This is a genomic window from Nonomuraea purpurea (assembly GCF_042650645.1).
GTDB classification, from domain to species: Bacteria; Actinomycetota; Actinomycetes; order Streptosporangiales; family Streptosporangiaceae; genus Nonomuraea; species Nonomuraea purpurea.
Genome location: NZ_JBHSBI010000008.1, coordinates 26,458 through 40,003 on the forward strand (window position 1 = coordinate 26,458; position 13,546 = coordinate 40,003).

9 protein-coding genes are annotated in these 13,546 nt (G+C 68.5%); 5 read left to right on the forward strand and 4 right to left on the reverse strand.

The genetic code is table 11. The features are described from left to right. The first annotated feature begins 23 nt into the window (after positions 1-23). The 3 genes from ubiA (at position 24) to ACFOY2_RS17205 (ending at position 3,831) form a co-directional block, all read left to right on the forward strand. A complete protein-coding gene (gene ubiA / locus ACFOY2_RS17195; protein ID WP_379529036.1) occupies positions 24-896 on the forward strand; it encodes a 4-hydroxybenzoate octaprenyltransferase in 873 nt (290 codons plus the stop codon). A gap of 92 nt (positions 897-988) precedes the next feature. After that, entirely contained in the window at positions 989-3,697 is a 2,709-nt protein-coding gene (locus tag ACFOY2_RS17200) for an AAA family ATPase (RefSeq protein ID WP_379529037.1), read from the forward strand. 2 nt (positions 3,698-3,699) lie between these two features. Next, positions 3,700-3,831, forward strand: coding sequence for a hypothetical protein (locus ACFOY2_RS17205; protein WP_379529038.1), 132 nt, complete (start codon positions 3,700-3,702; stop codon positions 3,829-3,831). 28 nt (positions 3,832-3,859) lie between these two features. On the opposite strand, the gene ACFOY2_RS17210 is transcribed toward ACFOY2_RS17205, so the two are convergent. After that, a complete protein-coding gene (locus ACFOY2_RS17210) occupies positions 3,860-4,480 on the reverse strand; it encodes a DUF7691 family protein (protein ID WP_379529039.1) in 621 nt (206 codons plus the stop codon). A gap of 197 nt (positions 4,481-4,677) precedes the next feature. Between ACFOY2_RS17210 and ACFOY2_RS17215 the strand changes: the two genes are divergently transcribed. Then, positions 4,678-6,207 carry an alpha/beta fold hydrolase gene (locus ACFOY2_RS17215; RefSeq protein ID WP_379529040.1) on the forward strand — a complete coding sequence of 510 codons (1,530 nt, stop codon included), beginning with the start codon at positions 4,678-4,680 and terminating at the stop codon, positions 6,205-6,207. A gap of 90 nt (positions 6,208-6,297) precedes the next feature. Here ACFOY2_RS17215 and ACFOY2_RS17220 read toward each other — a convergent pair whose 3' ends face one another. The 3 genes from ACFOY2_RS17220 to ACFOY2_RS17230 all read right to left on the reverse strand — a co-directional run bounded on the left by ACFOY2_RS17220 (position 6,298) and on the right by ACFOY2_RS17230 (position 11,066). Next, positions 6,298-9,450: a DUF7824 domain-containing protein gene (locus ACFOY2_RS17220; protein ID WP_379529041.1), complete on the reverse strand. Its 3,153-nt coding sequence runs from the start codon at positions 9,448-9,450 to the stop codon at positions 6,298-6,300. Continuing rightward, positions 9,447-10,775, reverse strand: a complete 1,329-nt coding sequence (locus tag ACFOY2_RS17225; protein WP_379529042.1) for an SWIM zinc finger family protein — start codon at positions 10,773-10,775, stop codon at positions 9,447-9,449. The genes ACFOY2_RS17220 and ACFOY2_RS17225 overlap by 4 nt, the downstream gene beginning before the upstream one ends. A gap of 102 nt (positions 10,776-10,877) precedes the next feature. Beyond that, complete coding sequence (locus ACFOY2_RS17230; RefSeq protein WP_379529043.1) at positions 10,878-11,066, reverse strand: hypothetical protein; 189 nt, start codon at positions 11,064-11,066, stop codon at positions 10,878-10,880. Positions 11,067-11,152: 86 nt separating this feature from the next. Between ACFOY2_RS17230 and ACFOY2_RS17235 the strand changes: the two genes are divergently transcribed. Beyond that, positions 11,153-13,393, forward strand: coding sequence for an effector-associated constant component EACC1 (locus ACFOY2_RS17235; protein ID WP_379529044.1), 2,241 nt, complete (start codon positions 11,153-11,155; stop codon positions 13,391-13,393). Positions 13,394-13,546: the final 153 nt, after the last annotated feature.

Here is a 13,546-nt window from a genome sequence, read left to right on the forward strand (position 1 = left end):
CAACGGGATCATCATTGGTGGCGATGGTACATCGAGCGATCGTCCGGTTCGGCGCCTATGCGCGCCTGGTCCGGCTGGACAGGCCCATCGGCATCTGGCTGTTGATGTGGCCGGCGCTGTGGGCGCTGTGGCTGTCGTCCAACGGCGACCCGGACGAGCGCGTGTTCCTCGTGTTCATTGCCGGGACGGTGCTGACACGTTCGGCGGGCTGTGCGATCAACGACTTCGCGGATCGTCAGTACGACGGGCACGTGGCGCGCACCAAGGGCCGTCCCCTGGTCACCGGCGAGGTGAGGCCGGCCGAGGCGGTCGGGCTGTGTTGCGTTCTGGGCGTGGCAGCGCTCGGACTCGTGTCCACGCTGAATCGGCAGACGCAGGTGCTGGCGCTGGCCGGCGGTGTGCTGCTGCTGACCTATCCGCTCATGAAGCGCTTCTTCCCTGCGCCGCAACTGTACCTCGGCGCTGCCTTCACCTGGTCGGTTCCCATGGCCTTCGCGGCGCACGACGGCGGAATGCCCCGGGCGGCCTGGCTCCTGTTCGCCGCCGGGCTGCTGTGGACGGTGGCGTACGACACCATGTACGCGATGGTCGACCGCGACGACGACCGCGCCCTCGGCATCCGTTCGACCGCGATCCTGTTCGGTGACGCCGATCGCCTCGTCGTCGGCATCATGCAGGCGGCGATGCTGATCACCATCTGGCTGGCCGGCCGGGAACTGCACCTCGGAGCGTGGTATGCGGCGGGCGTGACAGCCGCCTCCCTGTTCGCATTGCACCAGCAGTTCCTCATTCGCCGGCGCGATCGTAGGCAATGTTTGAAAGCGTTTGCGAACAACAACTACGTCGGCATGGTGATCTTCGCCGGTATCGCGCTCGAGTACCTCTTCCGAAGCTGACGGCAGGAGCGTCGTCCTTTCGCCGGACATGCTCTTCCTCGCCTCTCCTGTCCTGGAGGTGGATGTGAACGCTGATCCATTACCGTTCCGGTATGCACGCACTGCCACAGACCTCCGATTTGCTCATCGGCAGAGACCACGAGGCACGTCGTGTCGCCGAGCTTGCCACGGCCGCACGCGCGGGCCGTGGTGGAGCACTGGTGCTGATCGGTGAGGCCGGCATCGGCAAGACCGCCATCCTGGAGAACGCCGCCGCGGGGGCGGCAGACTTCCGCGTCGTGCGCGCATCCGGAGCTGAATTCGAGAAGGAGCTCCCCTACGCCGCGCTTCACCAACTGTGCGTTCCGATTCTGCGCCACCTAGGCGAATTGCCGGACCGGCAGCGCGAAGCGCTACAGGTCGCTTTCGGCCTGACCGCCGGGGCTCCCGACCCTTTCCGCGTCGGCGTGGCGACCCTGGAACTGTTCGCAGCGGCGGCCCGCGAACGACCGCTGGTGTGTCTGGTCGACGACGCTCAGTGGTTGGACGCGGCGTCGTCGAAGGCGATGGCCTTCCTCGCCCGACGGGTCGCGGCCGATCCGATCGCCATGCTGTTCGCGCTGCGGTTGCCTGCCCGCGCAAGTGAGCTGGATGAACTTCCCCGACTCACCGTCAGCGGGCTGAGCGACGAGTTCGCCAAGAGTCTGCTCGCCGCCCGCAGCCCGTTCCCGCTCGACGAGCGAGTTCGTGATCGGCTTGTCGCCGAGGCGCACGGAAATCCGCTCGCGCTGCTCCAGCTTCCCCGGGCGGGCGGCTTCGCACTGCCGGAGACCTCCTCGGTGCCGAGCCGGATCGAACAGGCATTTCAGAGCCGGCTGGCCGGGCTGCCTGACGACGCCCGGATGCTGCTCACCCTTGCCAGTGCTGATCCGACCGGCGACCCGGCCCTGCTGTGGCCCGCCGCACGAGTATTGGGTCTCGACATCGATCGCGCCTGCGCGGACGCGGCAGCCGTGGAACTGGCCGAGTTCACCACACGCATCCGCTTCTGCCATCCGCTCGCCAGATCGGCGGTCTACCGGGCGGCCGAGCCGGACGAGCGGCGCGCGGTCCACGGCGCCCTGGCCGAGGTGACCAGCCCGGTCGTGGCACCGGACCGCAAAGCATGGCACCGCGCTCAGGCCACACTCAGCCCCGACCACGACGTTGCCACCGAGCTGGAACGGTGCGCCTCACGGGCCCACGCGCGCGGCGGAATAGCGGCCGCGGCCGCGTTTCTGGAACGGTCGGCCGCATTATCGCCGGACATCGACCGACGAATCGGCCGAACCCTCGACGCGGCGCAGGCGCACCTCGACGCTGGTACCGGCGAAACGGCCACCGCCCTGCTCACCACGTTGGAGACCGCCACCCTGGATGAGTTTCAGCGCGCTCGGGTCGAGCTGTTGCGAGGCCGGATCGCATTCACCCGGCCGAACGACGACACCGGACCCGCGCTGGTGGCGCATGCGGCGCAACGGCTGTCGAACCTGGATCCCGACCGCTCCCGCGAGTGCTATCTTGACGCGCTCGAGATGTGCCTGCTCGTCGGGCGAGGCGGCGGCTTCATCCGCCAGATCATGGACGCAGCGCGGTCGGCGCCCGCGCCGAGCTCGCCGGACGTCCTCGACGCGTTGATCGCGCTCGCTGCCGACCAGCCCCGGACGGCGATTGCGATGTTCAAGGAAAGCCTCCACGGCGAGCAAGGTCCGCTGTGGACCAGATGGCCGGCGATCGCGACGATGATCTCCGTTGAGCTCTGGGACCCGGACGCCTTCTCCGCCATCGCCGAGTGGCTGCTGAAGGCCGGACGCGAGTCGGGTTCGCCGGTGCTGCTCAGGCTCGGGCTCGCGCAGAAGGCAGCCGACGCCACCCTGAGCGGCGACGTCGGGCAGGCGCTCGCCGCGGTAGCCGAGGAGGGAGCGATCGCCGATGCGGCAGGTGAACCCCCTCTGGTGTTTCCACGGCTTCAACTGGCCGCCATGCGCGGCCGTCGCGACGAAGCCCACGAGCTCCTGCGGGTGGCGAGCAAGACAACCACAGCTGACGGCATGGGGCGGCTCGTCAATCAGCACTCCTCAACAGCAATGCTCTACAACGGACTGGGCGACTTTCCTGCCGCGCTGGCCGCCGCGCGTCGAGCAACCGAGCATGACGACCTCTTCCTCGCCGGAGCTGCTCTGCCCGAGCTGATCGAGGCCGCGATGCGATGCCGGGAACCGGCCGTCGCCGCCCAGGCGCTGGAGAGGCTGACCGAGCGCACGCAGGCGGGTGGCACGACGGCCGGACGAGGGGTCGCCGCCTACTCACGCGCACTCGTGACCGGCGCGGAGGAGCACTATCTCGAAGCCGTCGAGTGTCTCGCGGAGACATCACTGGCCTCGTACCGAGGCCGGGCTCACCTGCTGTACGGAGAATGGCTCCGGCGCAAGGGCCGCCGCAACGACTGCGTGCGGCGACTTCGGCTCGCCCATGAGGAGCTCTCGGCAGCCGGTGCCGACGCCTTCGCGCGCCGCGCCGCCGACGAGCTACGCGCCGCCGGAGAACGAGTCGACCGGCACGCGGAGTCGACCTACGAGAAGCTCACGCTGCAAGAGGTCGCGGTGGCCCGGCTGGTGGCATCCGGCGCCACCTCGAACGAGGTCGCCGCCCAGCTGTTCATCAGCAAACGCACCGTCGACGCCCATCTACGCAACATCTTCAGGAAGCTCGGCATACACTCGCGCAGACGGCTCAAGGACCACCCCGGCCTTGTCTCGCAGGACCAGGCACCGTCCGGGTGAGGATGATCTGGCGCCTGCGGGCCGGTCAGCGCATACGTCCTGCCGACATGACCACCGTCCACGAGGACCCTCGCCGACACAGCGCCGACGTCCGCTTCGTCTACGATCCCGCCGGGAACGTCGGCGAACGGTAGGTCCCGTTGGGGGCGGCCGTCCGGGACTTCAGAAGCAGAAGCCGATCACTCCAAAGCCCGGCTGATCCGCCGCGTGCCTCATCCAGTCGAGACACTGCATGACGGCATCCACGACGTCGGGCTCCAACGGTGGCGCCTGGCCCGACGCGTCGGTCGCCCGTTTGGTGGCCTCGAACTGTTCCAGCGCCCGTGCGATGTGCTCGGGCGTCCACTCGCCGCAGCCCGGTATGGAGGTGTACGGCAGGGGAGCGGGCAGGCTGCCGAGGCTGAAGTCTTCGACGGACACGGCGGTGATGCCCAGAGCCTTCAAGCCGCCGTCCACCACCGACAGCCAGTCACCCCGGTGCGGTGTGAAACAGCCGTTGTCCAGGAACGAGCCGGTGAGCGAGCACAGCCGCATATAGGCGTAGCCGTACTGGAAAGCATGGTCCTCGTTCTCGCGGAAGGGCCCACCGTGGACGACCGCGTGCAGGGCGTCGTATGCCGTGGGGGCTCCTTGTTCGATCTGGTGGCGGAAATAGTCGTCGTCGCGGGCCAGGTCGTCCCCGAAATTGTCGCGGATCACCTCCAGCAACTGGTCATAGTGGGATCCGATCAGGGCACGCGTAGCGGCCACGTCGAGCAGGTGGACGCTCAGGGAAGAACTCATGTGACGAACCTAAGGGAAGCCTTTACCGCCATACCTGGCGATCGCCGGCAAAGATCGACAGTCACCGATGCGGCGGCTTCTTCGCCGCCCCCGAGGTGTTCTCCCCTCTGCTGGTATGACTCCGATTTCATACTCGAGTTGGATGGTCTTGTTCGCGAATATGGTCCATGATCGGGATCCCGAAGATTGGAGCTGTTGTGCGAAGACCTGTCCTGACGTTCGGTCTCTTACTCTCGCTCGTCCTCCCCGTGCTCCCCATCGCTCCGGCCAGTGCCACGGCACAGAACACCATCTCGTGGGCCCCATGCCAGGATGACGCCACCGCCGAGTGCGGCACGCTGACCGTGCCCGTCGACTGGGACAAGCCCGGCGGGCAGACGTTCGAGCTGGCGCTCGCGCGGCGCAAGGCCACCGATCCCGCGGCCAGGATCGGCTCCCTGGTGATCAATCCCGGCGGGCCCGGCGGATCCGGCGTGGACGCCGTGCTGGGCGGCTGGCTCGGCTTCACCCCGGAGATCACCAGCCGCTTCGACGTGGTCGGGTTCGACCCGCGCGGCGTGGCGCGCAGCCACCCGATCCTGTGCTCGCTCGAACTGGCCACACAGGCGCCCGATCCGCTTTCGCTCAAGAGCCAGGCCGACTTCGACGCGCTGCTGGCCTTCAACGAGCGCTACCGGCAGGACTGCCGGAGCCGCACGGGCCCGCTGTTCGACCAGGTGCACACCGGTAACGTGATTCGCGACCTCGACGCCCTGCGGGCCGCGCTGGGCGACGACAAGCTCAGCTACTACGGCGTCTCGTACGGCACGCTCATCGGCCAGCTGTACGCCGAGCGCTACCCGAGCCGGGTCCGCGCCCTGGCACTCGACAGCAACATGGACCACAGCCTCGGCACCACGGCGTTCCTGGACACCGAGTCCCAGACCGCCCAGGACTCCTTCGACGAGTTCGTCGCCTGGTGCGACAGGACGGCTTCGTGCGCGCTGCACGGCAGAGACATCCGGGCACTCTGGAAGGAGCTGCTCGCCCGCGCGGACCGCGGCGAGCTGCACCTGCCCGGCCGGCCGGAGATCACCCTGACCAAGTTGGGGCTGATCGGGCAGGCGTTCGGCGCGTTCTACGGCCCGGCCTACAAAGAACTGGCCGAATTCCTGGTCGCGCTGGAGAGTGGCGCCCAGACTGGGCGGGCGATCCTCACGCCCGCGCCGACGCAGGAAGTGGTCAACGACGCCAGCCAGATCTTCTGCCAGGACTACCTGCTGCCCATCCGCGACTACCGCGAATATGCGCGCATAGTACGCAGATCTGCGGCGATCGCGCCAGACATGCTGATCAGCCCGCCCGGCCACACACTAGCGGCCGCCTGCCTGGGCACGCCTGGTCCGATCCCCAACCCGCAGCACCGCCTGAACGTCTCCGGCACGCCCACGCTGCTCCTCGGCAACGCTGTGCACGACCCCGCCACGGCCTACCCGTGGGCGGTCAACGCGGCGCGGCAGATCGGGCGCGAGGCCAGGCTGCTCACCTACGAGGGGTGGGGGCACGGGATCTACGGCCGTGGCGAGTGCCCGACCGCCGCGTTCGACGACTACCTGACCTCCCTCGCCGTGCCCGACAAGGGCGCGCGCTGCCCGGCCATCCCACCTGCGGAGCTGAGCACCCTGCGTGCCCGCCCGCTCCCCGGCCCCATGCCCGGCCTTCCCGGCTGGGTTCCCACGGCCCGCTGAAACATCTTCGCGGGCTCCAGCGCACCCTCAAGCCACGTTGTAACTCGGCCTCGGCGTCGTGGTGAAGCACGATCTCGGTGTCGTCAGAGGTCATGACGTGGCTCCGGTGAGCTGGGCGTGGAGGCGCTTGCACTCGTGGACGAAGCGGATCGTCCGGCGGCTCCGCGCGAACTCGCCGACGACCGGGATCTCCCCGCGAGCGCCGGTCCATCGTGCCACGTCGGCGGCGAAGGCGACGAGTTCGGCGTGGGTCACGGTGATGCGCTGCCCCTCGCCCGGCAGCATCCCGGGCAGCAGGGCACTCAGGATGCGCCACACCTCGTGGTGGCCTCCGGCGTCGGCCAGGTCGGTCAGGGCCGCGATGGCGGGGCGGGTTTCCAGCCAGGTGCGGCGCAGCACCAGGGCGAGCTGTCGGCCGATCGCCTCGGCAGGCAGTTCGTCCCTGGCGGCCATGCTCAGGACCAGCGGGATCGTGCCGGGCACGCTGTTGGCCAGGAGGAAGGCGAGGATCACCGCCGTGGACTCGCCCATCGGGCCCTGGGCGATCTCCAAGCCGGTGATCTCCGTCGGAGCCACCCACGCGCCCCAGCGGCCGCGCAGCAGGAAGGGCAGGAAGTTGACGGCCACGACCTCGCGGTGCGAGGGCAGCATGGCGGGCCACGCCCTGAGCGTGCTGTTGAACTCGTCGACCGTCCAATCGAACGGTTCGCGCAGCAGCACCTCGTCGATCAGCCGATGGCCGGTCGGGGCCGTCACCCGCAGCACGGGTTGCAGCCTGACCTCGGTGAAGTGTTCCGGTTCGCCGTCGCCGAACTCGACCATGGACGCCTCGACCATGTGACGCCACACGTGGCCGCACTCGGGATCGGCCATGCCGTCACCGGCGAGCCAGCGGGCGGCCGAGCGCGCCGCCTCCGAGTCCACCTTGGCGGCCAGGTCGGCCGCTGCCCGGTGGCAGCCCCGGGGCAACCGCAGCAGCGCCTGCGCCAGGTCGGCCGGGAGTGGCTCCACGCCGGCGGCGGCGCAGGTCTCCAGCCGGTCGATCAGCACGTCGGGGTCGAGGTGACCGCTCATCCAGGTTGGCGTGGCCAGCAGCACCGGGGGCAGGGTGCCGTTGCGGAGGGCCTCGGCGAGTTCCGCGTAGCGGTGGAGCAGGAAGTCGTGGGGCGGGGAGACGCGATTGGGGTGGGGCAGGTGGTTGCGCCGCCGCCACTCGTCGTGCTCGGGCAGTTCCCTGGGCATGAAGGAACGCAGCCGGGGCGGGACGAAGACGACGGTCACCTGCACGAGCGGCTCGCCCGGATTCGGCGGGGGCACCCGTTCCCCTGCCCGCATCGCCGCGATCCTGGCGGGGTCCACGCCGAGCTTGGCCATGCGCCCGTAGGCGCGGTCGAGGATGAAGGACGGCATGGCCTCCACGGAGTCGTCGTACAAGACGCCGGGCCTCGTTCGCACCGGATGGAGGTGATCCGGCGGTCCGTCGGTGGGGGAGTCGTTCAGGTGGATCCGGCCCTCGGCGAAGGGGACCTGCCGGTCGCCCTCGTGGGCAACCGCCCCGTCCGGGCCGTCGTCGCTGGTCCAGGTGATGAAGAAGACGCGCATCGGGGCGTCGTCATCGAGGTAGCGGCCAGGCCGGTAGGAGCCGCCCACCATGATCCGCTGAAGCGACGGCTCCGTGCCGGGCTCCTCACCACGGGTGAGGGCGTGCACTCTCACGGAGTGGTTCGCGCCGTCCCAGAACTTCTCCGGCTCGATCGGCGGTAGCTCCGGCACGCTGCCGGGGGTGACGAGCTCGGCGGACAGCGCCGACTGCCAGTCGTCGGGGTCGAGGTGCACCTCTCTGGACCGCCAGTAGCCCTGGTCCTGCTCAACGTGGGGCTTGAGCTTGCGGCGCAGTTTCGCCCGGTCGTCGGCGATCCCGGCGACGAAGGCCGCCAGCCAGCGCTCCTGGCCGATCCAGCGCTCGTGGTAGTCGGGGGAGATCGACGGCTCGGGGAATCGCCGCGCCTCCGGCAGTTCGGGCAGCGGCGGAAACTCCTTCTGCTCCAGCACTTCCTCGACGGGGGTCTGCCCGCCGAACTGCTCGGCCAGCTTCGCGCCCAGGTCGGCGGGGAGGTAACGGACGCCGTCGAGGATCGCCTCGGCGTGGTCGGCGAACAGGCCGGCGTATTTCAGGGTCAGCTCGACCGCGCGGTTGCGCACGTCGAAGGACTTGTGCGCGTACGCCGCGGTCAGCGCGGTCACGAGGTCGGCGACCGCCTCAGGCGTGGCCCGGATCGCCTGGTCGAGCCAGCGCAGGCCCGTGGCGGCGAGCTTGGCCTCGGCCCGGAAGGTGAGCGCGTCGACCGCCTCGACCAGGTCGGCGTGGTCGAGCGGCATCGCCGCGCGCACCTGCCCGGCGGCCAGCTCGGCGACCGTGCCCGGGGCCGACGGCAACAACCGCAGGTAGTCGCGCAGGCGGGGAGCGGACTCCGCGGGCGTGGGGTCGAGGAGCGTGTGCAGCCGGACGAAGAAACGCAGGTCCTGCGCCTCGCCTCCACGCAGGAAACGGCTCACACAACCGTCGAGCACCTGCTCCTTGGGCAGCTCGCGGGCGGCGGCGGCCAGCCAGCGGGTCGGCAGGGGCGTCAGCCGTTCGTCACGAAGGACGCGGCCCGCGCCGTCGGCGTCGAAGACACGAGGCAGCAGCACGGGCACCAGCGGGTCATCGGCCACGCTCGGCGCGGCCAGCCAGGCGGCCACCAGCGGGTCGTGGTCGGGCGGCACGGCGCCGGACTCGCGCAGCAGCGCCACGGCCAGCGGCGCGATGCGGTCGACGGGACGGCGCACCCGCTGGGCCAGCCGGACCGCGACATCGCGACGCCACTCCAAGGGGCGGGTGGCCGCCACCCGGCACACCTGGGCGATGTTGGGGTCCTCGGCCCAGCGGCGGTTGACGTTGCGGCCGGTCATCCACGTCACGGCGGCCGCCGGGCCGGTGATGACGCCGACACCGGCCAGCAGCAGCGCGTTGGCCAGGGTGTCGAGCAGGTCGCCGACCTCCCAGGAGGCCATCTCCTCGAAGTCGTCGGGATGCTGGGCGCGCACCTGCTCGGTGCGGGCGCGGCGCAGCTCCTTGACGAGGCCGGGCAACCGCCCGCTCAGCTCGGCGCGCTCCTCCTCGGTGAGCGTGACCAGCCGGTCGGCCAGGCGGGTGACCTGGTTGCGAGTGACCAGGTCGCAGATCTCCGTCCAGAGGCTCATCGGGAGACCTCCACCGCGGCGCGGGCGACGATCCGGGCGGCCAACACGTGTTTGCACGGCCCGCGGGAGCCGTGATGGTCCCACCACCACTCGCAGGTGCAGGAGCCGTCGGCCAGCGAGACCCGGCGCGCGCCGCCCGAGGTGCAGACGGTGGCCGACTCGCCTTCGAGGTGCACGGCGCCCGCGTCGACGAGCTTGCGCGCCTTGGCCAGCCGTGGATTGAGCAGGGTCACGTTGTCCTTGTCATAGGGCAGCTCACGGTGGAAGTGGGCGGCCTCCGACAGGTCGTAGCCGACCCGGCCGACGACGCCGAGCTGCGTCAGCGCGGCCCGCACCCGGTCGGCGGGGATGCCCGCGCGGTCGGCCAGCAGGCCGATCTCGATCTCGGGCTCGAAGTTGAGCAGCATGCCCACGACGTCGGCGTCGTTCTCGGCCTCGTCGGTGGCCAGGTCGTCCAGCACCGAGCCCTCGCCTGAGAAGCCGCGCCGGCGCTCGGGCGAGAGGGTGAGCGTGTAGCGCATGCTCGGCAGCTCCAGCTCCCAGGCGCTGGAGGCGGCGTCGGCCGGGCCGTACACCCGCAGGGACTTCGCGAAACGGAGCAGCGGCAGGAGGGTGCCGAGCCGGTTGGGGCCGGCCAGTTGGACCGAGCCAGGAACCCGGCGGTCGGAGACCTTCAGCTCACGCCCCGCCTGCGCCACCCACACCGTGCCCTTCTTGGGCAGCCCGCGCAGGAACCGCACCGCCGCCATGCCGGTCAGCTCACCGCGCTGGTCCATGCCCGAGGCGATGACCTGCACTTCGGCGAATCCGCGTAACCAGCGCTCGGGCAGCGGCACCTTCTTCTCCACCACCGCGCCGTCCATCGTGGTCACGACCAGCTCGTCGAGGCCTACCCCAAGGTGCAATGAGTCACGCGCGCCGATGCGCGCCAGCGCCTCCCGGAGCGGCGCGTTCACATCGACGTTGGTGGTGCCCCGGTCGAACACCTCGCCGTCGAGCGCGCCGTTCAGCAGGTCAAGCCGGGCATACACCCCGCCACAGGCCGAGAAGGACTCGAACCGCAACCGGTCTCCGTTGCACGTCACCACCGGGTCCCGCACCCAGCCGGGCCGCGCCTGCGGTTGGTGGTAGCGGGCCAGCGCCACATCGGCGACGCCGAGCAGGGCCGCCGCGGCGGGGGCAGCCTGGGTCACCACGCCGCTGAAGAACCGGGGCGCCACGGCCGGGCCGGACAGGGCCCGACCGCCGGAGGTCGCCAGTCCGAGACGACCGTCGACAAGGGAGGAGGGCGCGGCGTACGTGTACGCCTGCGTCGCTGAAGTCATGGCCGGGACAATAGATCGCCCCACCGACAAACCGGCGCGGCAGATGTCACCTACCCGGCCTTGGGGCGCGTGTGACAGGTGCTCGCTCGCCGGCGTGGTTGGCTAACCGTTCGAGTCGGCATCTGACGGCGGTGCCTCGACGACGAAGACCAGGAAGCTGAGTTTGGTCGAAAGGCCATCGAAGTCATCGGGTGGTTCACCGACGCGATCAGTCGACCGCCGGGCCAGCGGGTAGCGAGGGAGAAAATGCGCACTTTTGTCTTGATTTGCCATCATGACAATAGGTTTCATGGATTATCCGCTATTTAGAAACCATTCACCCAAGTACATCTGCGCGGTAAAATTCCCCACAGCTTGATCCAGAGGGAAGGGGTGGCGTGAAGATCTCTGTCTGGGTGGCTGGTCAGCGGGACAAGGAGGTCCAGCGCTCGCTGATCAACGCGCTCTTCAACAATCCGAAACTGCGAGAGGCAAACATCTCGTTACAGCCGGCTCCGCAAGCCTCTGACACGATGGGTCCCGATTTCGAGGTCATCCAGCTCATCGTCGACAGCGGGTTTCAGCTCGCCACTCTGGCGCTCGCTTTTCTGGCCTGGCGCCAAGATCGTGAACAAGCGGGGCAATTGGTCGTCGAACTTGATGGCACCATGAGGGCCGTCTCTGATGATGACCTGCGTGACCTGCCGTCCGCGCTGCGTGCCTTGAGCGGACAGCCCGATCCGAGGAAGTCCCGCTGCGTGCTCATCGGTGTCACCGATTACCCTCACCTGGGCGATCTGCCTGCCGTGGGGCAGAGTTGCTGGGGCCTGGCGAGCACGCTGGCTGACCCGGACATCTGGGGCGTGCCTTTGGGTCAGTGCCAGCTGATCCTGAACCCTCGGACTCCACGCGAGTTGCTGGATTCGGTGAGCGACGCGGCAGCGGCCGCGGAGGATACCTTGATCGTGTACTTCGCCGGCCATGGGCTCCGCGCCTCTGGCGGCGACGATCTCCACCTATGCCTGTCCGGGGCGACCCAGCAGATGGTCGGGAAGGAAGCTGCGGGCAAGCTCGCCGATACCGTGTCCTGGAGAGATCTGCGCAGGATCCTGCACGGTAGCCGAGCCATGCGGCGGGTGGTGATCCTCGACTGTTGCTACAGCGGCCTCGCCCTGAGTGAGAGCGATCCGTCGGCCAGCCTCTTGGAGGCTGTCAAAGCGGAGGGTATCTACACGCTGACGTCAGCGACAAAGGACAGCTTGGCGATATCCCCGCGTACCGAACGGCACACCGCATTCACCGGAAAGCTTATCCACGTGCTACGCGCCCCAGAGGGGCATTCAGAGTTCCTGACTTTGGATGAGGTCTATCACCGGGTCCGCAACGCGCTCGTCCCCCATTTGCCCGAGCCGCAGCGGGCGGGCCCCGCACACATCGGCTCGCTGCCCTTCTTCCGCACCACGCCGAATCTCACCCACACCGAGGAGGGGACAGGCAGAGACCCGGACGTCGACACCGCCCCACCTCAAAAGGGCTCAGCCGAGAAGAAATCGTTCAGAGGCTCGCGACGACGCCTGCTTCTCGGAGGAGGAGGGCTGTTGTTGTCGGCCACCATCGTGGCCGCTGTTGCGGTGATGTGGCCTGATTCAGGTCCGATCGGCTCCTGCTCAGCGAACGCGACTTTGCTCGACTATTCCGACGAGCTCGACAAGCTGGTGTTCGAGGGTGCCACGGTTGGTGGCCTATCAGCGATTGCGATGACTGGCAAGACCGAGGCCGTGGCCCTGATGGACAATGAGCCGGGCGGTCTTTTGCACCTTTCCCTCGGCGACGAGGAGGATCTTGATGTCAAGATCCGCAAGATGACCCCTTTGCTTCACTCCGACGGTTCCCCTTTCGCGGACGAGGAGATCGATGGGGAGGGCCTGGTCTTGCGCCCGGACAGCGTGCTCGTTTCCTCGGAGATCGGACCGGCGATCCTTGTCTTCGATATGTCGACAGGTAGACAAACCGCTTCACTGCCGGTACCACCCCTGTTCCGCGCGCAGTCGAAAGGAGGGGAAGCGGGTAGAGAGACGATCGAGTCGCTGGCCGCCACTCCCAAAAGGGATTTCCTCTATGCCGGTATGGAGACCCCGCTGTCCCGCGACGGTGCCTACCAAGGCGGAAACCTTCTGCGCATCCTGCGCTACTCGTCCGCGGCTGGCAATGCCTACAAGCCGGACGCCCAGTATGCCTATAAGGCCGACATTGGCCTGAGCCTCACGGAGATCGTGGCACTGGACAGTGGCAAATTGCTCACGCTGGAACGCGGTCACATCAAGGGAGTGGGAAACACCATCCGAATCTTCCAGACTGCCCTCACGAAGCGATGGGACATCTCCTGGAACGGGTCTTTGCGGAATGAGCCAGAGGAGGTCTTCGCTGAGAAGACTCTCCTGGTTGACCTGGGCAACTGCCCGGCAGCGGATGCCCCCGCACCGCAGCGCCAGTACAACGCGTTGCTGGACAACGTCGAGGGTATGGCGCTGGGTCCCATGCTGCCGGACAGGCACAGAGTTCTCTATCTGGTCTCTGACGACAACCTCAGCAGCGCTCAGACCACCCGGATATACAAGCTCGACATTCGCTTGCCGTGACAATTAACCAGGCCGGGTGCGCCCAGGCCCGCGACGGTCGCCGTGACCAACAGGATCCGCCACGCCGTCATCCAACGCGCTGCAATTGTCAGGGCGGCTGCGAAGAGAACGGGCAGGCTGGACATCAGATCACGTTAGCGCCCCGAACGATAG

Excerpts from the sequence above, each read along its gene's own strand:
- ubiA (WP_379529036.1), top strand. The coding sequence starts at position 24 with ATGGTACATCGAGCGATCGTCCGGTTCGGCGCCTATGCGCGCCTGGTC.
- ACFOY2_RS17200 (WP_379529037.1), top strand. The coding sequence starts at position 989 with ATGCACGCACTGCCACAGACCTCCGATTTGCTCATCGGCAGAGACCAC.
- ACFOY2_RS17205 (WP_379529038.1), top strand. The coding sequence starts at position 3,700 with ATGATCTGGCGCCTGCGGGCCGGTCAGCGCATACGTCCTGCCGACATG.
- ACFOY2_RS17210 (WP_379529039.1), bottom strand. The coding sequence starts at position 4,480 with ATGAGTTCTTCCCTGAGCGTCCACCTGCTCGACGTGGCCGCTACGCGT.
- ACFOY2_RS17220 (WP_379529041.1), bottom strand. The coding sequence starts at position 9,450 with ATGAGCCTCTGGACGGAGATCTGCGACCTGGTCACTCGCAACCAGGTC.
- ACFOY2_RS17225 (WP_379529042.1), bottom strand. The coding sequence starts at position 10,775 with ATGACTTCAGCGACGCAGGCGTACACGTACGCCGCGCCCTCCTCCCTT.
- ACFOY2_RS17230 (WP_379529043.1), bottom strand. The coding sequence starts at position 11,066 with ATGAAACCTATTGTCATGATGGCAAATCAAGACAAAAGTGCGCATTTT.